Origin of the sequence: Rhodococcus gordoniae (assembly GCF_001646655.1) — a bacterium.
GTDB classification, from domain to species: Bacteria; Actinomycetota; Actinomycetes; order Mycobacteriales; family Mycobacteriaceae; genus Rhodococcus; species Rhodococcus gordoniae.
The window spans coordinates 102,533-125,640 of record NZ_LPZN01000044.1; the positions used below are offsets into that span (position 1 = coordinate 102,533).

The following is a 23,108-nucleotide window of genomic DNA, read 5'->3' on the forward strand; positions in this document are numbered from 1 at the left end:
CCCGGTCGCACGTGTCGGATCCGTTCGTTCGAGAACACCCGACCACGAAGTGCCACCAGCGTAGGAGCCGTCACATCATGTCCGACGAGAATCGTCTCGTAGCCAGCGTCCGCACCGAGTTCGGCAAGGGTGCCGCACGCCGCGCCCGACGCGCCGGCCAGGTCCCCGCCGTCCTCTACGGCCACGGCACCGAGCCCCGGCACCTCGGCCTCCCCGACCTCGAGTTCGCGGCCGTGCTGCGTGCCCACGGCACCAACGCCGTCCTCACCCTCGACATCGACGGCGACGAGCAGCTCGCGCTGACCAAGTCGGTCGTCGTCCACCCGATCCGCCGCTACATCGAGCACGCCGATCTGCTGGTCGTGAAGAAGGGCGAGAAGGTCACCGTCGAGGTGCCCGTCGTCCTCCGCGGCGAGCCCGCCTCGGCGACCCTCGTCGTCAACGAGGTCAACACCATCAAGCTCGAGGCCGACGCCCTGAACATCCCCGAGGAGATCGTCGTCTCCATCGAGGGCGCCGCGCCCGGCACCCAGATCCTGGCCGGTGGCGTCGAGCTGCCCGCCGGCTCCACCCTCCAGGACGATCCCGAGCTGCTGCTCGTGAACATCGTCGAGGCTCCCTCCGCCGGTGCCCTCGAGGGCACCGAGGGCGACGTGGCCGCCGAAGAGGCTTCCGAGGAGGCCTGAGCCATCACCGGCTCCCGGTAAGTCACTCGTGCGGCGCGTCATCCCCCGGGATGGCGCGCCGCACGTCGTTCGAATGCACGGAAGGATCTGCACGTGGGCGACGACACCGCGCTCGTGATCGGTCTCGGCAACCCCGGGCCCAAGTACGAGAACACCCGGCACAACATCGGATTCATGGTGGCCGACGTGCTGGCCGGACGCGTCGGCGGCAAGTTCTCCGCGCACAAGCGCAGCAACGCCGACATCGTGCAGGCCCGGCTCGACGGCCGGCAGGTGATCATCGCCGAACCCCGCACCTACATGAATCTGTCCGGTGGGCCGGTCGCCGCCCTGGCGAAGTTCTTCTCGGTCGAGCCCGCGAACGTGATCGTCGTGCACGACGAACTCGACCTGGACTTCGGGACGATCCGGCTCAAGCTCGGCGGTGGCGAGAACGGGCACAACGGCCTGCGGTCGATCTCGTCGGCGCTCGGCACCAAGGACTACCTGCGGGTGCGGATGGGCATCGGTCGCCCGCCCGGCCGGCAGGATCCCGCCGATTTCGTGCTCAAGCCGTTCTCGGCCACCGAACGCAAGGAACTCGACGTGTGGTGCGAGGAAGGGGCCGACGCCGTCGAACTGCTCCTGAAGCTCGGCCTCGAAGGTGCTCAGAACCGCATCCACTGACGGTGCGCGTTTCCGGTAGCGGCTGCTACCGGAAACGCGCACGAGCGGCGTCAGGCGCGCGTCAGCAGCGCCAACGACGTACCGCGACGCAGCTTGCCCGAGGAGGTCTTCGGGATGCTGCCGGGCCCGAGCACCGCGACGGTGCGGGGCCGCACGCCCACCTCGGCGACCACCGCGTGCACGATGTCGTGTTCGATGCGGCGCACCTCCTCCGGGCGGTCGGAGAGTTTGCTCTCCACCGCCACCGCGAACGATTCGCGCTTGTCCCCCGCGTCGAGCCGGATGGCCACGGCGTTGCCGGGACGCACCCCTTCGACGGTCCCCGCCGCTCGCTCGATGTCGGTGGGATAGATGTTGCGGCCGCCCATGATGATGACGTCCTTCACCCGGCCGCACACCACCACGAGCCCTTCCTCGGTGAAATAGCCCACGTCGCCGGTGTCGAGCCAGCCCTGCGCGTCCTGCGCGGACACGGGTCCGTCCACGGTGAGATAGCCGTGCGTGACGGCCTCGCCGCGCAACTGGATGATGCCCACACCGCGGGGCGGCAGCACCTGCCCGTCGCGGTCGACGACGCGCCCCTCGAGACCGGCCACGAGACGCCCGAGAGTGGGCATACGGCGCGCGTGGGGGCGGGTGCTCGGCACGGCCATCCCACCTGCTTCGAGCAGGTCGGGATCCACCACGTCGAGCACCATCCCCCGCCCCGGATCGGGGACCGACACCGCGAGCGTGGTCTCGGCCATCCCGTAGGACGGGGCGAGGGCGGAGGGTTCGAGACCGAATCGCTCACCGGCGTCCGCGAGCGCCTCCATCGTGTCGGGGTCCACCGGCTCGGCGCCGTTCCACATCCAGCGCATCGACGACAGGTCGAGCGAGCCGTCCGGCGCCTGCGACAACTTCCGGGCCAGCAGCGAGTACGCGAAATTCGGTGCAGCCGTCAGGGTTCCGCGGTACTTGCTGATCAGTTCCGCCCACAGGATCGGCGAGCGGAGGAAATCCAGCGGCGTCACCGACACAACCTCCGCACCCACCTGCATGGGGACGCTGAGGAAGGCCACCATGCCCATGTCGTGGAACAACGGCAGCCAGCTGACCATGACGTCGTCGTCGAGCGAGAACTTGACGCGGTCCATCATCGCCGTCGCGTTGGCGTAGAAGTTGCCGTGCGTGATCCGCACCGCCTTCGGCGAACCGGTGGACCCGGAGGTGAGTTGCTGCAGCACGATGTCCGATTCCGCGGTATCCACGGGATCGACCGGATGTCCTTCCCGCATCCGCTCCACGGTGACGACGGAGATGCCCCGTTCGCGCAGCAGCGACTCCGCGATCTCGAAGGGTGCGCCGAGGACGACGGCGCGTGCGTCGATCATCCGCAGGACCACCTCGGTGTCGCGCGACCACGACTGCAGATCGGTCCGCGGGGTGGGCTGGTGCAGCATCGTCACACTGCCGCCGCGCATCCACACCGCCTGGCAGACCGGGGCGATGTCCACGGGCTGTCCTGCGAGGACGCCCACCGAGTCGCCGGGGCCGATGCCTGCGGCAGCCAGGGCACCGGCCATACGGCGGGCCTGCCGGTGGATCAGTCCCCAGTTCTGTCGCAGCGGCGCATCCGGTTCGCCGGTGACCAGAGCCCCGGAGTCCGATTCCGCCGTCGCATACATCTCCTCGGTGAACCTGCTCACGACCCGCTCCTCGTCCGGTGGTGCACGACCTCGATCAAGATCCGGTAGTTGCACATCAGCGTGCGCCTCCGAGGGGTGGGCGTGGGGCCACCTTCGGGAAACGTGATCGAATCTGGCGGAAATCGACACCGAATCGCCGAGTAACATGAACGAGTCGGCGGCGATAGCGCCCCTACTCCCTGCCCCCTTCGAGAGGTTTTTCCCGTTGAGCACCCCGCACGCTTCGGCCGACAGTCAATCCACCGGCACGATGGAGCCTGCGCAGTCTTCCGGCGCCCCGAAGCCCGCATCCGCGAAGGAGGTCCGTGCCGAAGCCGAGCGCAGACGCACCTTCGCCGTCATCTCGCACCCCGATGCCGGTAAGTCGACGCTCACCGAGGCGCTCGCCCTGCACGCGAAGGTCATCTCCGAGGCCGGTGCGGTCCACGGCAAGGCCGGCCGCAAGTCGACGGTCTCCGATTGGATGGAGATGGAGAAGGCCCGCGGCATCTCCGTCAGTTCCACCGCCCTGCAGTTCAACTACACGCCCTCGGATGTCGCGGGCACCGACGACGAGATCGTCAATGTCGTCAATCTCGTCGACACCCCCGGCCACTCCGACTTCTCGGAGGACACCTATCGGGTCCTCACCGCCGTCGACGCCGCCGTCATGCTCATCGACGCGGCGAAGGGTCTCGAGCCGCAGACCCTGAAGCTGTTCCAAGTGTGTCGCCACCGGGGCATCCCCGTGGTCACCGTCATCAACAAGTGGGACCGCCCCGGCCGGACGCCGCTGGAGTTGCTCGACGAGATCGACGAGCGCATCGGCCTGACGCCGACCCCCCTGTTCTGGCCCGTGGGCATCGCCGGTGACTTCCGCGGCCTGCTGCGTCGCGGCGAGGACGGCGCCCCGGCCGAGTACATCAAGTTCACCCGCACCGCCGGTGGCGCCAAGATCGCACCCGAGGAGCATCTGTCCGCCGACGAGGCGCTCGCTCTCGAGGGCGAGACCTGGGTCGAGGCCGCCGAGGAGTCCGAACTGCTCTCGATCAACGGTCAGGACCACGATCAGGAGATGTTCCTCGCGGGACAGACCTCGCCGGTGATCTTCGCGTCGGCGATGCTCAACTTCGGCGTGCGGCAGATCCTCGACACCCTCGTCACGCTCGCACCGCCGCCGCGGGCCCGCGTCGCCGTCGACGAGACGCCCCGCGAGGTCGACGACCCGTTCAGCGCCGTGGTGTTCAAGGTGCAGGCAGGGATGGACACCGCCCACCGCGACCGGCTCGCGTTCATGCGTGTCGTGTCGGGCGTCTTCGAGCGCGGCATGGTGGTCACGCACGCGCAGACCGGAAAGCCCTTCGCCACCAAGTACGCGCTGACCGTCTTCGGCCGCGAACGCTCCACGGTGGAGAACGCCTATCCCGGCGACGTCGTCGGTCTGGTCAACGCCACCGCGCTGGCGCCGGGCCACACCCTCTACGTCGAGAAGAAGGTGGAGTTCCCGCCGATCCCGTCGTTCGCCCCCGAGCACTTCGCGATCCTGCGGGCCGAGAGCGCCTCGAAGTACAAGCAGTTCCGCAAGGCCGTCGACCAGCTCGACTCCGAGGGTGTCGTGCAGATCCTCCGCAACGACATCCGCGGCGACGCCTCGCCGGTGATGGCGGCCGTGGGCCCGATGCAGTTCGAGGTGGTCGCCGCGCGGATGAAGGCCGAATACAACGTCGATCCGAGGATCGAGAACCTCGGATACACGCTCGCGCGTCGCACCGACGCGGCCTCGGCCGACGAACTGAACCGCCAGCGCGGCATCGAGGTGTTCACCCGGTCGGACGGTGTACTCCTCGCGCTCGTCAGCGACAAGTGGCGGCTGCAGTACATCCTCAAGGAGATGCCGGAACTGACCCTCGAACCGCTCGTCGCCGCGACCGACTGAGCGTCCCGGCGATGCCGGGCGGGTAGTGCGTCCAGCGGATTTTACTGATACTTTCCCTTCCGTCGATCCGACGTATTCGGGTGGAATCAGGAGTTGTGTCGATGAACGACGACGTACCGGCCGCAGCCGGCGAGGACCGGCCGTCCGGTAGGACGGCGGATGCGAGCAGACGATCCGGACGCGCGAAGCGCTCGGGGACCTTCGTCTACCCGCTGCCGAGCACTCCCCTCCCGAGCAGTACCCCACTGACGAGTACGCCGGATACCGGAACACACCGCACGAGGGACGCATCGTCGCTCGAAGGTGACCCGGCCGGCGGGGTGGGCGCCGGCAATTCCGAGGAAGGAACGACCCTGGTGAGCAGCACCGGCACGAACGGCTCCGCGAGCGGGCCCGCCACTACCACGACGACGGCCACCGAGAGCCTCGGCACCGTCACCGCGCCGAGCCCGGTCCTGTCGCGGCGCAATTCGATGGGCGTTGCGTCGGTGCGCATCGCCGCGCGACTCGCACAGAACGAACTGACCTCGCGCGACTCGCGCAACACCGGCTCGCACGGCGACCCGATAGCGGACGACGACGAACTGCTCACGCTGCTCGGCGAGTACCTGCTGGCCGGCGGTCTCGAGAAGCCGGAGATCCACGCGACCCTCGGTGGGCAGCCCATCGTCGTCGACCTGCAGGTACCGCAGCGCCGCGCCCGCTAGAGCGAACAGAGCAGCCGGGCGGGCTTATCGGTCGCCGAACAGAGCGGCGATCGCCACCGGGTCCACATCCTCGAGAGCCGCAGGCGACCAGCGCGGATCGCGGGTCTTGTCGACGAGGACGGCGCGCACGCCTTCGGCGAAGTCCGGGGTCGCGGCGACCCGCACGGCCACGTCGAGTTCGCGGGCGAAACACTCCTCGAGGGTGCTCTCCGCACCGCGGCGCATCAGTTCGGCCGTGGCCCACACGCTCGTCGGCGACAACGACCGCAGCGCCGTGCGGGTCTGCTCGGCCCACGTCGCGTCGATGTCGGTGAGAACGTCGAGGCGGCTCACCATATCGAGCACCGTCCCGTCGCCGAATACCATCTCGATGTCGGGGAAGCGTTGCGCCAGTGAGGATTCGGGTGCCGGTTCGACGAATTCGTCGAGGGCGTCGCGCCACCGGCCCGCGCGGATGCGGTCGGTGAAATCGTCGATGCGTGCGCTGGGCACGTAGTGCGTGGCCAGGCCGACGGCCAGCGCGTCGCCGGCATCGATGCGGGCACCGGTGAGCCCGAGATACATCCCCACCGCGTCGCAGCGCGCCGTGGTGCCGCGCAGTCGCGGGAGGAAATGGCTGGACCCGATGTCGGGGACGAACCCGATCGCCGTCTCGGGCATGGCCATGGTGGTCTTCTCGGTGGTGACACGCACCGCGCCGTGCACCGAGATGCCGAGCCCGCCGCCCATCGTGACGCCGTCGAGGACCGCGAGATAAGGCTTGGGGTAGGTGGCGACGAGTTCGTCGAGACGGTACTCGTCGGCGAAGTACTCCCGGACGGTGTCGAAGCGTCCTTCCAGGGCCACCTCGCGCACCGGTTTGACGTCGCCACCGGCACAGAACGCACGGTCGGACGTGCTGGTGACCAGCACTGCCGTGACGGCCGGGTCGTCGCGCCAGGCGAGAAGCGACGAACGGACGTCGCGGATCATCGACCGGTCGAGCGCGTTGAGCGCACCGGGACGGTCGAGTTGCACTTCGCCGACTCCGTTGGCGACGCGTGTGCGGATGAAGGACTCGTTCACGGGCGGGAGCCTACCGGTCACGGATGAAGTTCTTCGGCGGCCCATCGATCCCCCTTCCGCCGGTAGCGATGACGCAGGTGCCGCCGGCCGGGATCCGCCTGCCAGAACTCCACGGTCCCGGCGGCGACGCACCACGCGGTCCAGTGCGGTGAGACGAACTCGGGATCGTGTTCGAGCGCGGTCAGACGTTCCTGCACGAGACGGTCGTACTCGGCGGGATCGGCAAGGACCTCGCTCTGACGGCCCGTGGACGCCACGGCGCGGGCGAAGACCGACCGTTCCCGGAAGTCGCGGGCACACACCTCGAGTGGGCCGACCAGGACGGGCCCACGCACGCGGACCTGCCGGCCGAGTTCACGCCAGTACACGGTGAGCGCGGCGGCCGGCGCCGTATCGAGCTGGCGCCCCTTCGGCGAGCGGTCGTCGCCGGAGAACCACCAGCCGTCGTCGGTGACGTCCTTGATCAGCAGTGTGCGTGCGTCGGGCATCCCGGACGGGTCGACGGTCGACAGGGTCGCGGCGTGCGGCTCGGCGATACCGGCCTCGACGGCGTCGGTGAGCCATCGAAGGAAGGTCTCCTGCGGCGTCGGCGCCGGATCGAACGCCGGCGCGGACACCGCTGGTTCGAACGCCGGCGCGGACGCCGCACGGGCGGGCAACGCCCGGATCCAGCCGCGGGTGTCGGGAAACTCACTGCGACGCGCGATCTCGCTCATCGCCGCATGGTACCGGCGCGGGACGGGGGCGGTTCACTCCCGAGGGGGCGGGAGCTTGCCGGTCAACGGACCGACGAGCATCCAGCGATGCCCGAAGGGGTCGAGCAGGGTGGCGTTGCGATGGCCGTGGGCCTCGTTGATCCACCTCTCGACCGAACCACCGGCCAGCCGGGCGCGGGTGAGCACGGCATCGGTGTCGGCCACCTCGAGCATCAGACTCACCGAGACCGCTCCCTCCTGCGGCGCGGTGAGTCCGAGTTCCGCGAATTCGTCTGCTAGATAGATCATTCCGCTGGGAAATCGGAGCTCGGCGTGGCCCACACGACCGTCGTCCATGACGACCGGCTCGGCGGTCAGTGAGGCCTCGAAGACCCGGGTGTACCACTCGATCGCGTCGTGCGCCCGCGGCACCGTCAGGTAGGGCAACGCACCCGGGCGCGGGAAACCACCGAAGGCTTCGGAGAACATCTCGCCGCGCCTTCTCAGGACGCTTTCGGCTGCTGCAGCATCGCCCACCGGTTGGTGGTCAACCGGACCGACGTGGAGTCGCCCATGCATGTGACCGTCTCCCAGTTCCGCTGATATCCGGTGCGGCTGATCCGCCAGCATCCGTCGTCGTCCAGGCTGTAGCGATCGTGGTAGTAGGCCGAGCCGCGCAACAGCATCCCGTCCTCGGGGATGATCACGGTGTCGGACAACAACCACACCCCGGTGGCGCTGCGGCCGTCGTCGGCGATGTCGATCTCGGGATGGGAGCATGTGTGCTCCGTGATCAGACGTGTGCCCAGCGTGTTCTCGAGGAAACCGATGAAGGCGTCGCGCGAGTCGAAAACGAGATGCTCTCCGTAGACGGCGTGCGCGTCGGGGGTCAGAGTGTTCGCCAGTTCGTCCCAGTCCTTCGTGTCGAGCGCTCGCGCATAACGGTATTTGAGCCGCGTGATCTCCGCTACCGCCTGCACATCCATCGTCGGCCTCCCATTGGGACCCCCCTCTGCGAGTATTCGAATTCCAGGCTAGCCCGGAAGACCTGTGCAGACGGCAGGAATCACACTGTTACCAGGTCTCACTCGGTCGCGATTCGGTCACGGGAGCACTCCTCGGTCACTGCTCCGGACGGCGCAGCGCGCGGATGGTCGCGTCGACGACGAGTTCGGCGTACTCGACATCGATGCCCTGGTCCGGCGTCGTCAACGCGAACAGGGCGTGGCTGAGCACGGTGCCGGTGACCATCTCGAGCAGTAGTGTCGCCGAGGTGTCGGCGGGGAGCTCGCCGCGCTCGACGGCCCGGTGCACGATCGTGCGGGCCGCGAGTACGCGGCTGCGGTTGAGTGTGAGGGTCAGCCGGGCGAGCAGTTCGGGATGGGCGCGGGCGTCGAGTGCCACGCGCAGGCTCACCAGACCGGAGGTGGTCCGGTAGCCGCGCAACAGCTGCCGGGCGAGTTCGACGAGATCCGATCGGAGCGCGCCGGTGTCGATCGGGACGGGCAGCGGGCTACGCGCCTCCAGCGCCTGGACCAGAAGATCGTCCTTGCTCGACCACCGGCGGTAGAGGGCGGCGCGACCCACCCGCGCACGCCGCCCGACGGCGTCGAGCGTGAAACCACGCCAGCTCGTTTCGGAATACACCTCGAGCACGGCGTCGAACACGCGGTCCTCGAGATCGGCGTCGCGAGGACGGCCGCGGCGCCGCGGGGCGGGTACTTCGGTCACGTCGGGTAAGTGTGCCAGACCACTCCTCGATTTACAGACTGAAACAGTCCGCATTAAGCTGGCGGCGCCCTCCTCCCCCAGAGCAGACCGAAGGAACACCATGACCGACCCCACCCGGGTTCCCGTCGTGATCGGCGTCGGCGACCTGCGCTCCGGCCGTGCCGGTGCGCCCGCCGACCCGCGTGAACCGCTCGACCTCATCCACGAGGCCACCCTCGCCGCTATCGCCGACACCGGTGCCGATCTCGCGACGCGGATCGACACCATCCACGCGATCAAGACCGCGAGCTGGGACTACGACGACCTGCCGGGTCTGCTCGCCGAACGCCTCGGCGCCGCACCCCGGCGCACCTCGACGAGCCCGATCGGCGGCCACTGGCCGGCGGCCCTGCTCGACCGCATCGGCCACGACATCGCCGCGGGCACCAGCACCGTCGCGCTGCTCGTCGGCGGCGAGGCGCAGGCCTCGGTGACCAACTCGTACAAGGCCGGAACGGATCCCGCCACGCTCGGATGGACCACCGCTCCGGGCGGCCCCACACCGATCGGCAGCGAGGACCTCGGCAGCCCCGCGATGCAGCGCGCCGGCATGATCGTCCCCACGCGGGTCTACCCGCTGTTCGAGAACCGGCTCAGCCACGATCTCGGGCACTCCCGCGAGAAATCGCTCGACTGGTCGGCGACCCTGTACGCCGCCTTCTCGGAGTTCGCCGCCGAGAACCCGGCGTCCTGGAGCCCGGAGCGCCGCACCGCCGACGACATCCGCACCATCGCCGGCAAGAACCGTCTCGTCACCGACCCGTACCCGCTGATGGTCAACGCCATGCCGTTCGTCGACCAGGCCGCGGCCGTGGTCGTCACCTCGCTCGCCGTGGCCCGCGAACTCGGCGTCCCCGACGACCACCTGCTCTACGTGTGGGGCGGAGCCGGCGCGACCGAACCGTCGGACGTGCTGGCGCGCGGCGACTTCGGACGCTCCGCCGCACTCGACGACGCGTTGCGCCGCACCCTGACGGCGACCGACCTGCGCCCCGGCGACTTCGACATCATCGACGCCTACAGTTGCTTCCCCGTGGTGCCGAAACTGCTCGTCGAGCAGCTCGGCCTCCCCCGCGACACCGTCCCGTCGGTGACCGGCGGCCACTCCTTCTTCGGCGGACCGCTCAACAGCTACACGCTGCACTCTGTGGTGTCGGTGGCCGGGCGCCTGCGCCGGGACGGCGAGCTCGCCCTCGTGCACGGCAACGGTGGCTACCTGACCTACCAGCACGTCGTGGTCCTCGGTTGCGCCCCCCACACCGACGGCTACGTCGGCGACCCGGAGCACGTGTTGCTCGAACCGTCCGCACCCGAGGCAGCGACCGACTACAGCGGGGAAGTCCAGATCGTCACGGCCACCGCAGAATTCGGTCGCGACGGCAACCCGTCGGTCGGTTTCCTCGTCGGCCTCACCCCCGACGGCCGGCGCATCTCCGGCCGGACCGACGCCACCGGCGCCGCGGTTCTCGCCGCCGGCGCCGACATCGTCGGCGAGACCGTGCACGTCACCGACAACGGCGGTCACCTGACCGTCACCCGCATCGAGCACCTGTCCCCCGAGGAGCCCCGGTCGTGAGCGAACCCGTCGTTCTCGTCGAGAAGCGCGAGCACGTCCTGCTCGTCACCATCAACCGTCCCGAGGCGGCCAACAGCATCAATGCCGAGGTGCACCGGGCGCTCGGTGAGGCCTGGGAACGCGCCGAATCCGAACGCGGCGTGCGCGTCGTGGTACTCACCGGCGCCGGCGACGCCGTCTTCTGTGGCGGTGCGGATCTCAAGGCACTCGGCACCGAGGGACCGGACGGGGTCACTCCACCCGAAACCGCCCACTGGGGTTTCGCGGGTGTCGTCAAGCACCACATCTCCAAGCCCGTCATCGCGGCGGTCAACGGCACCGCACTCGGCGGCGGCACCGAACTCGCCCTCGCGAGCGATCTCGTCGTCGCCTCCGACACTGCGGAATTCGGGCTGCCCGAGGTGCACCGCGGCCTGATCGCCGGAGCCGGCGGGGTGTTCCGCATCGGCCAGGCGATCCCACGCGCCGTCGCGATGGAACTGGTCCTGACCGGCAAGCCGATGTCCTCCGCCGACGCCCTGCGCTGGGGACTGGTCAACCGGGTCGTCCCGCGAACCGAAGTCCTCGACACCGCGCTTGCCTTCGCCGCCGACGTCGCGAAGGGCGCCCCGCTCGCCGTGCAGGCGAGCAAGACCGTCGCCCGCGGCATCATCGACGGCAACGTTCCCGCCGAGGACCAGGCATGGGAACTGACCGGCAAGGCGCTCGCGCGCCTGACCACCAGCGCCGACACCCTCGAAGGTGTCATGGCCTTCATGCAGAAGCGCGCACCCGTCTGGAAGGGCGAATAGCGATGACCACCACCGGAGTGATCCGCTGGGACACAGACGAGCAGAAGGCACTGCGTCGGCTCGCGGCCGATTTCACCCGTAAGGAGATCGTCCCCCATCTCGACGAGTGGGAACGCGCCGGTGAGATCCCCCGCGAACTCCACCGCAAGGCCGCCGATGCAGGTCTGCTCGGCGCCTCGGTCGCCGAGGAACACGGCGGCTCGGGCGGCACCGCGCTCGACATGCTCGCGATCCTCGAGGAGATCATCCTCGCCGGCGGTTCCTCGGGGCTGATCTCGGCGCTGTTCAGCCACGGCATCGCGACCCCGCACATCGTCGCGTCGGGCAACGCCGATCTCATCGAGCGTTTCGCGCGACCGGCACTCGAGGGCCGGATGATCGGCTCGCTCGCGATCTCCGAACCGAGCGGCGGGTCCGACGTCGCGAACATCCGGACCACCGCGCGCCGCGAGGGCGACGAATACGTCATCAACGGCGCGAAGCTCTACATCACCTCGGGCACGCGTGCCGACTTCGTCACCACCGCGGTGCGCACGGGCGACGCCGGTGCCGGCGGCATTTCGCTCGTCGTCGTCCCGGCGGACACACCGGGTTTCACGGTTTCCCGCAAGCTCGACAAGATGGGCTGGCTGTGCTCCGACACCGCCGAGCTGTTCTACGACGACGTGCGTGTGCCCGTGAGCAACCTGATCGGCGCCGAGAACTCGGCCTTCGGCCAGATCGCGCAGCAGTTCCAGGGTGAGCGCCTGTCGCTGGCGTTCCAGGCCGTCGCCACCGCTCAGCGGTCCTTCGATCTGACCGTCGAGTGGGTCAAGTCCCGCGAGACCATGGGCCGTCCGCTGTCGAAGCGCCAGGTCGTGCGTCACCGTCTCGCCGAGCTCGCCACCGAGATCACTGCGGCACAGACGTTCTGCCGGTCCGTCGCCGAACGGTGGGTCAACGGCGAGGGCATGCTGCTCGAAACCTCGATGGCGAAGAACAACGCCGTCAAGGTGTGCGACCACGCCGTCATGGAGGCGGTGCAGCTCGCGGGCGGTATCGGCCTGATGCGTGAGAGCGAGGTCGAGCGGCACTTCCGCGACGCTCGCGTTCTCGGCATCGGCGGCGGCACCAACGAGATCATGAACGAGATCATCGGCAAGCTGCTCGGCCTGTAGGTCTCCGCCCGAACTCGGGGAGGAGCCTCGACCTACCGGATGTTCCGGTGACGGACATGAATCCTCCTGATGAGCGTTCCTTCCGACGACGCCCATCCTGTGGCCTCGAGCCGACTCGAGGCCAAGGGAATTCAGTCGAGATCTTCGGCGAGCTCCATCCACTGCTCCTCGGCCGTTTCCTTCTCCGCGACCACCTCGCGCAACTGCGCATCGAGCTTCTGGAGACGGTCGGGATCGGTCGCCGCCTCCGCGAGGTCGTGGTGCAGCTTCTCCTCCTTCTCGGTCAGCTTCGCGACGAGACGCTCGAGCCGGGACAGTTCCTTGCGTGCGGCACGTTCCGCGGCACCGTCACGCTTCTTCGGCTGTTCTTCGGCGTCAGCGGATTTCGCGACGGTCGACGCCACCGACGGCACGTCCCCGTCGCCCATGGCTGCGCGCCGGCGCAAGTACTCCTCGATGCCACCGGGAAGATTGGTGAGCCGGCCGTCGCCGAACAGTGCCCACGTCGAATCACAGATGCGTTCGACGAGGTACCGGTCGTGACTGATGACCACGAGGGTTCCCGCCCAGCCGTCGAGCAGGTCCTCGAGCTGCTGGAGGGTGTCGATGTCGAGGTCGTTGGTGGGCTCGTCGAGGAGCAGCACGTTCGGCTCGGCCATGAGCACGCGTGTCAGCTGCAGGCGGCGACGCTCACCACCGGACAGGTCGCCGACCGGGGTCCGCTGACGGGCCGGCGTGAAACCGAGCCGTTCGGCGAGCTGACCGGCGGAGATCTCCTTGTCGCCCAGCGTGATCCGCTCCGCGACCTCCTGGACGGCCTCGAGCACCCGCATGTCGGTGGGCAGGTCGTCGAGTTCCTGCCGCAACCAGCCGATCTCGACGGTCTGCCCCTGGACGCGACGTCCCCGGGCCGGCTCCAGTTCGCCCGCGAGCGTGCGCAGCAGGGTCGTCTTGCCCGAGCCGTTGACGCCGACGAGACCGATCCGCTCGCCCGGACCGAGACGCCAGGTGAGGTCGCGGACCAGTTCGCGTCCGTCCGGGGTGGTGAGGGTGGCGTCCTCGAGTTCGATGACGATGCGGCCGAGGCGGCGCTTCGCGAACGACGCCAGCGCAACCGTGTCACGCGGCGGCGGCACGTTCGCGATCAGCGCCTCGGCGGCCTCGATCCGGTACTTCGGCTTGGACGTGCGGGCGGGGGCACCGCGACGCAGCCACGCGAGCTCCTTGCGGGCGAGGTTGCGGCGGCGCTCCTCCATCGCGTCGGCCTGACGAGAGCGCTCGGCACGCGCGAAGATCCAGTCGTTGTAACCACCCTCGTAACTCTCGACCCGGCCGTTCACCACTTCCCAGGTGCGGGTCGCGACGGTGTCGAGGAACCAGCGGTCGTGGGTGACGACGACGAGGGCGCTGCGCCGCGACAGCAGATGCTCGGCCAGCCACTGCACACCTTCGACGTCGAGATGGTTGGTGGGCTCGTCGAGGACCAGCAGGTCGAGATCGCGGACGAGAGCGGCCGCCAGGGCCACCCGGCGACGCTCACCCCCGGACAGGCCGTCGACGACCGCGTCGAGACCGAGATTGTCGATGCCGATACCGGTGAGCACCGAGCGGATGCGTGCATCGCCCGCCCACTCGTGCTCGGCCACGCCGAGCGGGCCGAGGACGACCTCACCGACGGTCGATCCTTCCGACAACCCGCCGCGCTGGGTCACGACGGCCATGCGGAGACCGCCTACGCGGCTCACGCGGCCCGAGTCGGGTTCCTCGATACCGGCGAGCACCTCGAGCATCGTCGTCTTGCCGCCACCGTTGAGGCCGACGACCCCGATCCGCTCCCCCTCGTTCACGCCGAGGGACACAGAGTCGAGCAGCGGCTTGATGCCGAAGGACTTCGAAACCTGTTCGAGGTTGATCAGATTCGCCACGTGGAGCAACGCCTTCCGAGAATTGCGGGGATGTACTGCGGGAGCAGCGGGATCAGGGGTGGGCGGGATCGGCGGCGTCGACGACGCGGGCGCCGGGCACCGGGCCGGACGCGACCCGCACCGTGCGGCACACACCCGCACCGGCGAGTTCGGCGCTCACGGTGACGGCGGCGTGCTGGTCCTCGACGAGGAACGCGCAGGTCGGGCCGGACCCGGAGACGATGCCTGCCAGAGCGCCGGCCTCGACACCCGCCCGGAGCGTGCGCCGCAACAGGGGGTCGAGCGACAGGGCCGCGGCCTGCAGATCGTTGCCGAGCAGCGGCGCGAGTTCGCGGGCGTCGCCGGAGCCGAGCGCGGAGAGCACCGCGTCGGCGCTGCCGAGCCGGTGGGGTTCGCCCTCCGCGCGCAGACGGTCGAGCTCGCGGAAGACGACGGGAGTGGACAGGCCGCCCTTCGCGAGGGCGAGCACCCAGTGGAAGGTGCCGCGGGTGAGAACGGGGACGAGTCGCTCGCCCCGCCCCGTTCCGATCGCCGTTCCACCGTGCAGGCAGAACGGCACGTCGCTCCCGAGCCGGGCGGCGAGATCCGCGAGATCCTCCCGCGACGCCCCGATCCCCCACAGCGCATCGAGCGCGACGAGCGTCGCGGCCGCGTCGGCACTGCCCCCGGCCATCCCGCCTGCGACGGGGATGCCCTTGTCGATCGTGATCGCCACGTCGGGGGTGCGTGCGGCCCGCTCCGCCATCATCTCGGCGGCGCGCCAGGCCAGATTCGTCGAGTCGGTGGGTACCGCATCGGCGTTCGCTCCGCGCACCGTCACGCTCAGGGTGTCGGCGGGGACCACCGACACCTCGTCGTACAGGGACAGGGCCTGGAAGACGGTGTGCAGGTCGTGGTAGCCGTCGGGACGGAGGTCGCCCACCGCGAGATGCAGGTTGACCTTGGACGGGACCCGCACTGTCACGGGGGTCGGCACGACGGAAAGCACGAGTACAGAGCTTACTCGGGATACGGAAGCTTCCCGACCGCCGCGGCCACGCTCTACGATCGGGCGACTCGTGAACACTGTGGAGGAAATATGACTCGATCTGTACGCAATGCGGTCGCCGTCTGCGTCATCGCCGCGGCAGCTTCGCTGGGAACCGCCGGCGTCGCCTCGGCCGAACCGGCTCCGCCGCGCGTCTGCTCGCTCGGCGACCTGGTCCTGCGCTCGCTGAATCTCGTGGACTGCGTCAACCCGCCCACCGGCTCCGCCGGAGTGGCGACCGGTTCGGCCGACTCCACAGGATCGTCGACCGGCTCGTCCGGCCTGGGTATCACCGGTTACGGGGCGATGATCGGCTGACCGGACACAACGAATCCGGGCCGGCACCTTCGAGGTGCCGGCCCGGATTCGGAGAGTTATCGGTATCAGCCGATGACGTTCACGCCGGTGGCCTGCGGGCCCTTCTGGCCCTGGCCGATCTCGAAGCTCACGCGCTGGTTCTCCTCGAGGGTGCGGAAGCCGCGGCCCTGGATCTCGGAGAAGTGCACGAAGACGTCAGCGGAGCCGTCCGAGGGAGCGATGAAGCCGAAGCCCTTTTCGCCGTTGAACCACTTCACAGTACCTTCAGCCATGTTGCTGTCCTTCACTTGCAGGCAGAACGGATATAGACGTTCTGTCTCGTCGGGAGTCGGTTTCGGCTCCCGGGTCTGTCACTACACGGCTGAGACGATTCCATCGTGGCTATCGCATCCGCTCGCAACCAGAAATGTGCGAGGGGTAAACCACGAACACACTACCTAACGACCGAGGACAACTTAACCACAGATCGAGTGCGCCCGCCAGGAAGGGTGATCGGGATCACTCGACGGCGGCGAGCTGCCCATCACGACAACGGCGAGCCGCCGATCACTCCACGCCTGCGAGTCGCACGAAGGCTGCGGCGTCGAGCTTCTCCCCGCGCGTCGACGGTTCGATACCGGCGGCCAGCAGGCGCCTCTCGGCTTCCCCGGGCGAACCGGCCCAGCCGCTCAGCGCGGCGCGCAACGTCTTTCGGCGTTGAGCGAAGGCCGCGTCGACGACGGCGAACACGCGGGCGCGCGTCTGCGCGTCGGTCGGCCACGGGGGCTCGGCATAGCGGTCGACGCGCACGAGACCCGATTCCACCTGGGGAACGGGCCAGAAGACAGCACGTCCGACGGCACCCGCCCTGCGGACGTCGCCGAAGAACCGGGCCTTCACGCTGGGCACGCCGTAGATCTTGCCGCCCGGTTCGGCCGCGAGCCGGTCGGCGACCTCGGCCTGCACCATCACCAGAGCCGTTCGGAGAGAGGGGAATTCGGAGAACAGATGCAGCAGAACCGGTACCGCCACGTTGTAGGGCAGGTTCGCGACGAGCGCGGTGGGCGTGACGGGAAGATCCTTCGGCAACACCTTCATCGCGTCCATGTGCACGACGTCGAACCGGTCGGCCAGCTGCGGGGCCCGCTCCTGCACCGTGACGGGAATGCGCTGCGCGAGAACGGGATCGAGCTCGACGGCGATCACGCGGTCGACGACGTCGAGCAGCGCGAGGGTGAGCGAACCCAAGCCCGGCCCGACTTCGAGCACGACGTCGTCGGCACCGACCCCTGCGACGTTGACGATGCGGCGCACCGTGTTCGCGTCGTGCACGAAGTTCTGGCCGAGCTGTTTCGTCGGGCGTACCCCGAACTCCTCCGCGAGTGCGCGGACCTCTGCGGGTCCGAGCAGCGCGGCGAGGCCGCGCGGAGAAGCCGGGGTGGCCCTCGGAGTGGTTTCGGGATCGTCTGCTGACACGTGGTGAACCTAGCGCACTCGGGAGCAGGTCACACCGCGCACACCCGCGCCGGTCAGCGCAGACCGAGCTTGCTGGTGCAGGCCGGCCACGCGCCCCAGCCCTGGGCGGCCTGGACCTTCTCCGCGACGGCGATCTGCTGCTCGCGGGTCGCGAGATCGGCGCGCGGTGCGTACTGGGTACCGCCGAAGCCGGCCCACGTCTGCTGCGTGAACTGCAGGCCGCCGTAGAAGCCGTTGCCGGTGTTGATGGCCCAGTTGCCGGTCGCTTCGCACTGGGCGATGGAATCCCAGGTGGACGCGCGCCCCGAGGCCGGCACGGCAGGCTTCGGCTTGGTGCCGACGCGGACCACCACGGGCCGCGGCTCGGCGAGGACCGTCGACGCCGTCTCGGTGCGTCCGACCTCGACACCGTTGACGGTGTGGACGTCGAAGGTCACCGACCGCTCGCCCGGAGCACCCGGGTCGTTCAGCGCGGTCTCCCCCTCGATCATGTTCGGATCGTCCACACGGTTCTCCGGCGGGGCGATCGGCAGGTTCTCGGTCCGCGACTCGGTCCGGTCGCGGGTGACCACGACCTCCATGCCGTCCTCGAGCGGAGCGTCGAGGGCGGGAGTGACACTGTCGGCCTGCTCGAGCTTCGTTCCCTGGATCTTCAGGAACTCCGCAACCGTCGGCGCGGCGACGCGCACCTCGGCGGCGGGCGCACCGTTGTCGGCGAAGCGCACGGTCCTGGGGTTGACGACCTCGAGATCCGCGCCGTCGAGCGGGAGGCGGCGCGAACGGGACGCGGAGACGTACGCGTCGTCGGAGAGGCGGAACTGGTCGAGTGCCTCGTCGACGGTCAGCGCGGTGGTCCACACCGAGCGCTCCTCCCCGTCGACGGTGAGACGGACCTCGCGGGCCTGACGCAGGACGATGGTGTCGCCGTCGGAGACGGACGAGTCGACGGCCGGGGCCACGACGTCGTTCTCGTCGACGGTGTAGCCGGCGGCGGCCAGGATGTCCCCGACGCTGGAGTTCATGGTGCCGAAGGCACGCTGCTCACCGTCGACGTCGAGGACGACGTCCTTGTGCTGGACCACAGCAGTGGCACCACCGGCACCGAGGGTGACGAAGACAGCGGCGACCACCGAGTAGAACACCGGCGACTTGACGCGATTGATCTTGGTGAAAGGTGACACGATTATTTCCAGACGGACGACGATTGTGATCACAGCACGGTAACGAGACGGCATTGTTATTGCAACTTCATGCCGTCTAACAGCGCAGATAATGATCTCTGTCAGATCACGACGCAGATCACAAATATCGAACCGGTATTACCTTGATCATTTCGGATGTCCGAAATTGCCTCTTTCTGGCGATATTCGGAAGGTGGAATTCCTCTCGAATCGGGCGCCGGAGCACCTGCACCCCGTGACGTGACCGACGGCGCTGCACAATATGTGACGTGCTCCATCCCGGGAGGTCGCGCGGGAGAACGACACGGCACATGCGAAAGCGCGCGCTTCCACACGAAAGGTGCTGCGGACGATCGGGAGCAATCGTCCGCAGCACCTCGAAATCGCAGGTCAGGCCGCGCGCAGCAGCGGAACCTTCCGCGCGAGGACACGATCGACACCGAAGGCTCCCGAGCCGACGGCGGCGAGGAGGAGAGCCCCCGCGCCGAGTGCGGCGACGAGTTCGAAACCACCGTCGCTCGCATAGATGCCGTTCTCGATGTGCACGATGAAGAACGCGCCGAGCATGAGCAGGAACAGCAGGACCCCGAAGAGGGGGACGAGGACGCCGAGGATGAGCGCGAGCCCACCGAGGATTTCGGTCCAGGTGGCGACGAAGGCCGAGATCGCCGGGGCGGGAGCACCCATTCCTTCGAAGCCGGCCTTGGTGCCTTCGTATCCCCACGTGTCGAACTTCTGCAAGCCGTGGGCGAGGAAGATGACGCCGATCACGAGCCGGGCGATCAGGATGCCGATGTCGCGGACGAGAGGGGTCTTCATGTCGAGCCTTTCGATTCGGAGGCCGGAGAGCCCCGTTCGGTTGAAGCGACAACTAAAATAGCAACCGATAGTTGTAGCTTCAACTACACCGTTCGTGCCGGTTCGGGACGGGTGCCCGCGAACGCCTCCCCCAGCAACCGCCGCACCCCCACCTCCGTCACCTCTCGCGGATTCGGATACGGCTTCGCGGTCGCCAACCGCGCCGCCTCGTCCAGATCCGCCTCCCGCATCCCCAGCTCCTCGAGACTCGTCGGTCCACCGGCCGCCGCCACGAGGTCGTAGACCCCCGCGGGCGCCGATTCCGTGCCGAGGGCCTGCGCGACGCGGGCCATGACGTGCGGCACCGACGGTTCGTTGTAGGCGAGCGCGTGGGGCAGCACGACGGTGTGTGTGGCGGCATGCGGCAGGTCGAACGAACCGCCCAGGGCGTGACAGAGCTTGTGATGCAGGCCCATACCCGCCGAAGCCAGACAGGTACCGGCGAGCCACGCGGCGAGCAGCAGATCCGAACGTCCCTCGGGATCCGCCGAATCCGCACCGAGGGCAGGGATACCCCGCGCGATCGCGGCCACCGCTTCGAGCGCGAGGGCGTCGACGATCGGGTTCGCCTGTTCGGAGTACAAGGCTTCGATCGCGTGGGCCATCGCGTTGATCGCGCTGGTCAATGCCAGAGGAATGGGCATGGACATGGTGAAGTCGACGTCGTAGATCACGGTCTCGGGCAGAAGGTCGGGCGACGAACGCGTGGTCTTCACACCGCCCGCGGTCTCGCCGAGAACGGGCGTCACCTCCGACCCGGCATAGGTCGTCGGCAGGATCACCTGGTCGATCCCGGTGCGGCCCGCCAACGCCTTGGCCAGCCCGGTGGTGGAGCCGCCCCCGACCGCGACCACCGCGTCGACATCGTTCTCCGTGACCCGACCGAGGACCCGCTCGGTCACCTCGACCGGCGTGTGCATCACCGCGCCGTCGAACCGCGCGACCTGCAGATCGCCGAGTGCCGTCTCGACCAGCTCGGCCTGCGGTCGCACGTGCTCGCCGGCGAGCAGCAGGACCCTCGAACGATCGAGTCGACGCACTTCGTCCGCGACCCGCGAAGCGGTACCGGGGCCGAAGATCACACGTACCGGATGAGAGTTGTAGACGAAGGAACGCATGCCCGTATTCTCACGACGCCCGTGAGAGCACGCGTGCCCTTTACGAAAGTCCGTACACCCGCTCGGCGTTCGCGGTGGTGGCCGCGGCCAGTTCGTCGGCGTCCTCGCCGCGCACCTCGGCGAGCGCGCGCACCGTGTACGGCAGGCAGTACGACTCGTTCGGCGCGCCCCGGAAGGGATGCGGCGTCAGGAACGGCGCATCGGTCTCCACCAGCACCAGCTCGCGGGGCACGAGCGGCGCCGCCTCGCGCAGGGCCTTCGCGTTCTTGAAGCTCACGGTGCCCGAGAAGCTCAACAGGTATCCGGCGTCGACGCACCGGCGGGCCATGTCTGCATCCGACGAGAAGCAGTGGAAGATCACCGTCTCGGGTGCACCCTCGTCGTGCAGGATGCGCAACAGTTCGGCGTCGGCCTCACGATTGTGGATCATCAGGGTCTTGCCGAGACGCTTCGCGAGGTCGATGTGCCAGCGGAAGCCCTCCTCCTGTTCGGAGGGTTCCGCGCATCCGTCGAGCTTGCCGGGCCAGTAGAGATCGAGGCCGGTCTCCCCCACGGCGACGCACCGGGGGTCGGCGGCGAGTGTCGCGATCTCGGCGCGGGTGGCGTCGTCGAGGCTGTTCGCGCGGGTCGGATGGATGGCGACGGCCGCGTAGACCCGATCGTCCCAGTGCGCGGCCCGCACCGCGAACCGCGCCGCCTCGAGATCGTCGGCGACGGTGACGATGCGTCCGACACCCACCGCCGCGGCACGGTCGACGATCGCGGAGGTCGTCGCGGCGTCCTCGGCACCGCACGCGTCGAGGTGCGTGTGGGCGTCGACGAGCGGACTCAACGGCTGTGGGGCTTCGGGGGCGGGACGGGCTGCGCTCACGACCTATAAACTACTGGCCACCATGACTGCGCCTGATTCCTCCCGCCCGGCTGCCGGCGATCCCACCCGCCCGCCGTTCTACGTCACGACCGCGATCGCGTACCCGAACGGCGCCCCGCACATCGGGCACGCCTACGAGTACATCTCGACCGACGCGATCGCGCGGTTCAAGCGTCTCGACGGCTTCGATGTGCGCTTCCTGACCGGCACCGACGAGCACGGTCTGAAGATGCAGCAGACCGCCGCGAAGGAAGGCATCCCGGTCACCGAACTCGCGTCCCGGAACTCGGACGTCTTCGAGGCCATGGACAAGGCCCTGAACATCTCGTACGACCGGTTCATCCGCACCACGGACGCCGATCACCTCGAGGCGAGCAAGGCGATCTGGCAGCGCATGGTCGACGCAGGCGACATCTACCTCGACACCTACGCGGGGTGGTACTCGGTCCGCGACGAGGCGTTCTACACCGACGGTGAGACCACGCTGCTCGAGGACGGTTCGCGGATCTCCACCGACACCGGCACCCCGGTGGAGTGGACGGAGGAATCCACCTACTTCTTCCGCCTGTCCGCCTACCAGGACAAGCTGCTGAAGCTCTACGAAGACCAGCCCGACTTCATCGCACCGGCGACCCGCCGCAACGAGATCGTCAGCTTCGTCTCCGGTGGCCTGAAGGACCTGTCGATCTCCCGCACGACCTTCGACTGGGGAGTTCCGGTTCCCCACCATCCCGATCACGTCATGTACGTGTGGGTCGACGCACTGACCAACTACCTCACCGGGGCCGGTTTCCCCGACACCGAGGCGGAGTCGTACCGCCGGTACTGGCCGGCCGATCTGCACATCATCGGCAAGGACATCACGCGGTTCCACACCGTGTACTGGCCGGCCTTCCTCATGTCCGCGGGCCTCGAACTGCCCGAGCGGGTCTTCGTCCACGGCTTCCTGTTCAACAAGGGCGAGAAGATGTCGAAGTCGGTCGGCAATGTCGTCGATCCCCTCGAGATGGTGAAGCAGTACGGCCTCGATCAGCTGCGCTTCTTCCTGCTCCGCGAGATCTCCTACGGCCAGGACGGCAGTTACAGCCACGAGGCCATCGTCACCCGCATCAATGCCGATCTGGCCAACGACCTCGGCAACCTCGCACAGCGGTCCCTGACGATGGTCGCGAAGAACCTCGAGGGTACGGTGCCCACGCCGGGCGAGTTCACCGCCGACGACGAGGCCATGCTCGCCCAGGCCGACGCACTGCTGGGGAAGGTGCGCGCCGAGTTCGACGTCCAGGCCCTGCATCTGGGTCTCGAAGCGATCTGGCACGTGCTCGGCGAAACCAACCGTTACTTCTCCGCGCAGCAGCCGTGGGTGCTGCGCAAGACCGATCCCGAGCGGATGGCGACGGTCCTCTACGTCACGCTCGAGGTCGTGCGGATCGTCGGTCTGCTCGTCCAGCCGGTGATGCCGGATTCCGGTGCGAAGATCCTCGACCTGCTCGGTCAGGCACCGGAGGCGCGGGAGTTCGACGCCGTCGCCACCCGTCTGGCTCCCGGCACGGCACTGCCCGCGCCCGCGCCGGTGTTCCCGCGATACGTCGACGAGGACTGAGGTCTCACCACACGGTTCCGTCCGGCTCCGGAGAAC

23 protein-coding genes are annotated in these 23,108 nt (G+C 68.6%); 9 read left to right on the forward strand and 14 right to left on the reverse strand.

The genetic code is table 11. The features are described 5' to 3' along the window. The first annotated feature begins 77 nt into the window (after positions 1 to 77). Together A8G18_RS16090 and pth are read left to right on the forward strand one after the other, a co-directional pair. Positions 78 to 686 carry a 50S ribosomal protein L25/general stress protein Ctc gene (locus tag A8G18_RS16090; protein ID WP_064064654.1) on the forward strand — a complete coding sequence of 203 codons (609 nt, stop codon included), beginning with the start codon at positions 78 to 80 and terminating at the stop codon, positions 684 to 686. 93 nt (positions 687 to 779) lie between these two features. Next, complete coding sequence (gene pth, locus A8G18_RS16095; RefSeq protein WP_064064655.1) at positions 780 to 1,352, forward strand: aminoacyl-tRNA hydrolase; 573 nt, start codon at positions 780 to 782, stop codon at positions 1,350 to 1,352. 50 nt (positions 1,353 to 1,402) lie between these two features. On the opposite strand, the gene A8G18_RS16100 is transcribed toward pth, so the two are convergent. Next, on the reverse strand, positions 1,403 to 3,040 hold the full coding sequence (locus A8G18_RS16100; RefSeq protein ID WP_064064656.1) for a fatty acyl-AMP ligase: 1,638 nt from the start codon (positions 3,038 to 3,040) through the stop codon (positions 1,403 to 1,405). 205 nt (positions 3,041 to 3,245) lie between these two features. On the opposite strand from A8G18_RS16100, the gene A8G18_RS16105 reads away from it, so the two are divergent. Both A8G18_RS16105 and A8G18_RS16110 read left to right on the forward strand, forming a co-directional pair. Then, on the forward strand, positions 3,246 to 4,955 hold the full coding sequence (locus A8G18_RS16105; RefSeq protein ID WP_064064657.1) for a peptide chain release factor 3: 1,710 nt from the start codon (positions 3,246 to 3,248) through the stop codon (positions 4,953 to 4,955). 101 nt (positions 4,956 to 5,056) lie between these two features. Next, a complete protein-coding gene (locus tag A8G18_RS16110; RefSeq protein WP_371053611.1) occupies positions 5,057 to 5,662 on the forward strand; it encodes a hypothetical protein in 606 nt (201 codons plus the stop codon). Positions 5,663 to 5,686: 24 nt separating this feature from the next. On the opposite strand, the gene A8G18_RS16115 is transcribed toward A8G18_RS16110, so the two are convergent. From A8G18_RS16115 to A8G18_RS16135, 5 genes are all read right to left on the reverse strand, one after another. Next, positions 5,687 to 6,727, reverse strand: coding sequence for an enoyl-CoA hydratase/isomerase family protein (locus A8G18_RS16115; RefSeq protein ID WP_064064719.1), 1,041 nt, complete (start codon positions 6,725 to 6,727; stop codon positions 5,687 to 5,689). 17 nt (positions 6,728 to 6,744) lie between these two features. Continuing rightward, complete coding sequence (locus A8G18_RS16120; RefSeq protein WP_064064658.1) at positions 6,745 to 7,443, reverse strand: pyridoxine/pyridoxamine 5'-phosphate oxidase; 699 nt, start codon at positions 7,441 to 7,443, stop codon at positions 6,745 to 6,747. Positions 7,444 to 7,476: 33 nt separating this feature from the next. Further along, entirely contained in the window at positions 7,477 to 7,911 is a 435-nt protein-coding gene (locus A8G18_RS16125) for a VOC family protein (RefSeq protein WP_064064659.1), read from the reverse strand. A gap of 14 nt (positions 7,912 to 7,925) precedes the next feature. Next, the gene (locus A8G18_RS16130) at positions 7,926 to 8,408 is read right to left on the reverse strand and encodes a nuclear transport factor 2 family protein (RefSeq protein ID WP_016933056.1); all 483 of its coding nucleotides are present in this window, start codon (positions 8,406 to 8,408) and stop codon (positions 7,926 to 7,928) included. 136 nt (positions 8,409 to 8,544) lie between these two features. Continuing rightward, entirely contained in the window at positions 8,545 to 9,153 is a 609-nt protein-coding gene (locus tag A8G18_RS16135; protein WP_064064660.1) for a TetR/AcrR family transcriptional regulator, read from the reverse strand. 100 nt (positions 9,154 to 9,253) lie between these two features. Here A8G18_RS16135 and A8G18_RS16140 point away from each other — a divergent pair, with 100 nt between their 5' ends. From A8G18_RS16140 to A8G18_RS16150, 3 genes are read left to right on the forward strand one after another with little or no spacing between them, the layout of a single operon-like run. Further along, entirely contained in the window at positions 9,254 to 10,768 is a 1,515-nt protein-coding gene (locus tag A8G18_RS16140; protein ID WP_064064661.1) for a hypothetical protein, read from the forward strand. Next, entirely contained in the window at positions 10,765 to 11,559 is a 795-nt protein-coding gene (locus tag A8G18_RS16145) for an enoyl-CoA hydratase/isomerase family protein (protein ID WP_064064662.1), read from the forward strand. The genes A8G18_RS16140 and A8G18_RS16145 overlap by 4 nt, the downstream gene beginning before the upstream one ends. Before the next feature lie 2 nt (positions 11,560 to 11,561). Continuing rightward, positions 11,562 to 12,716: an acyl-CoA dehydrogenase family protein gene (locus A8G18_RS16150; protein WP_064064663.1), complete on the forward strand. Its 1,155-nt coding sequence runs from the start codon at positions 11,562 to 11,564 to the stop codon at positions 12,714 to 12,716. A 131-nt stretch (positions 12,717 to 12,847) separates the two neighbouring features. Here A8G18_RS16150 and A8G18_RS16155 read toward each other — a convergent pair whose 3' ends face one another. Both A8G18_RS16155 and A8G18_RS16160 read right to left on the reverse strand, forming a co-directional pair. Continuing rightward, positions 12,848 to 14,641 (reverse strand): ABC-F family ATP-binding cassette domain-containing protein, encoded by a 1,794-nt coding sequence (locus A8G18_RS16155; protein WP_064064664.1) that lies wholly within the window; start codon positions 14,639 to 14,641, stop codon positions 12,848 to 12,850. A gap of 52 nt (positions 14,642 to 14,693) precedes the next feature. After that, positions 14,694 to 15,629 carry a 4-(cytidine 5'-diphospho)-2-C-methyl-D-erythritol kinase gene (locus A8G18_RS16160; protein ID WP_064064665.1) on the reverse strand — a complete coding sequence of 312 codons (936 nt, stop codon included), beginning with the start codon at positions 15,627 to 15,629 and terminating at the stop codon, positions 14,694 to 14,696. 90 nt (positions 15,630 to 15,719) lie between these two features. Between A8G18_RS16160 and A8G18_RS16165 the strand changes: the two genes are divergently transcribed. After that, positions 15,720 to 15,986, forward strand: coding sequence for a hypothetical protein (locus A8G18_RS16165; protein WP_016934061.1), 267 nt, complete (start codon positions 15,720 to 15,722; stop codon positions 15,984 to 15,986). A 65-nt stretch (positions 15,987 to 16,051) separates the two neighbouring features. Here the strand turns inward: A8G18_RS16165 and A8G18_RS16170 are convergent, their stop codons facing one another. The 6 genes from A8G18_RS16170 to A8G18_RS16195 form a co-directional block, all read right to left on the reverse strand. Further along, positions 16,052 to 16,258 carry a cold-shock protein gene (locus A8G18_RS16170; protein ID WP_006553820.1) on the reverse strand — a complete coding sequence of 69 codons (207 nt, stop codon included), beginning with the start codon at positions 16,256 to 16,258 and terminating at the stop codon, positions 16,052 to 16,054. 274 nt (positions 16,259 to 16,532) lie between these two features. Continuing rightward, positions 16,533 to 17,441, reverse strand: a complete 909-nt coding sequence (rsmA, locus tag A8G18_RS16175) for a 16S rRNA (adenine(1518)-N(6)/adenine(1519)-N(6))-dimethyltransferase RsmA (RefSeq protein ID WP_064064666.1) — start codon at positions 17,439 to 17,441, stop codon at positions 16,533 to 16,535. A gap of 53 nt (positions 17,442 to 17,494) precedes the next feature. After that, positions 17,495 to 18,622, reverse strand: coding sequence for a resuscitation-promoting factor (locus A8G18_RS16180; protein ID WP_064064667.1), 1,128 nt, complete (start codon positions 18,620 to 18,622; stop codon positions 17,495 to 17,497). 390 nt (positions 18,623 to 19,012) lie between these two features. Beyond that, positions 19,013 to 19,441, reverse strand: a complete 429-nt coding sequence (locus tag A8G18_RS16185) for a DoxX family protein (protein ID WP_064064668.1) — start codon at positions 19,439 to 19,441, stop codon at positions 19,013 to 19,015. A gap of 83 nt (positions 19,442 to 19,524) precedes the next feature. Then, on the reverse strand, positions 19,525 to 20,598 hold the full coding sequence (locus tag A8G18_RS16190) for a maleylacetate reductase (RefSeq protein ID WP_064064669.1): 1,074 nt from the start codon (positions 20,596 to 20,598) through the stop codon (positions 19,525 to 19,527). A 40-nt stretch (positions 20,599 to 20,638) separates the two neighbouring features. After that, positions 20,639 to 21,469 (reverse strand): TatD family hydrolase, encoded by an 831-nt coding sequence (locus tag A8G18_RS16195; protein ID WP_064064670.1) that lies wholly within the window; start codon positions 21,467 to 21,469, stop codon positions 20,639 to 20,641. 22 nt (positions 21,470 to 21,491) lie between these two features. Here A8G18_RS16195 and metG point away from each other — a divergent pair, with 22 nt between their 5' ends. Beyond that, positions 21,492 to 23,072: a methionine--tRNA ligase gene (gene metG / locus A8G18_RS16200; protein ID WP_064064671.1), complete on the forward strand. Its 1,581-nt coding sequence runs from the start codon at positions 21,492 to 21,494 to the stop codon at positions 23,070 to 23,072. The last annotated feature ends 36 nt before the right edge of the window (positions 23,073 to 23,108 follow it).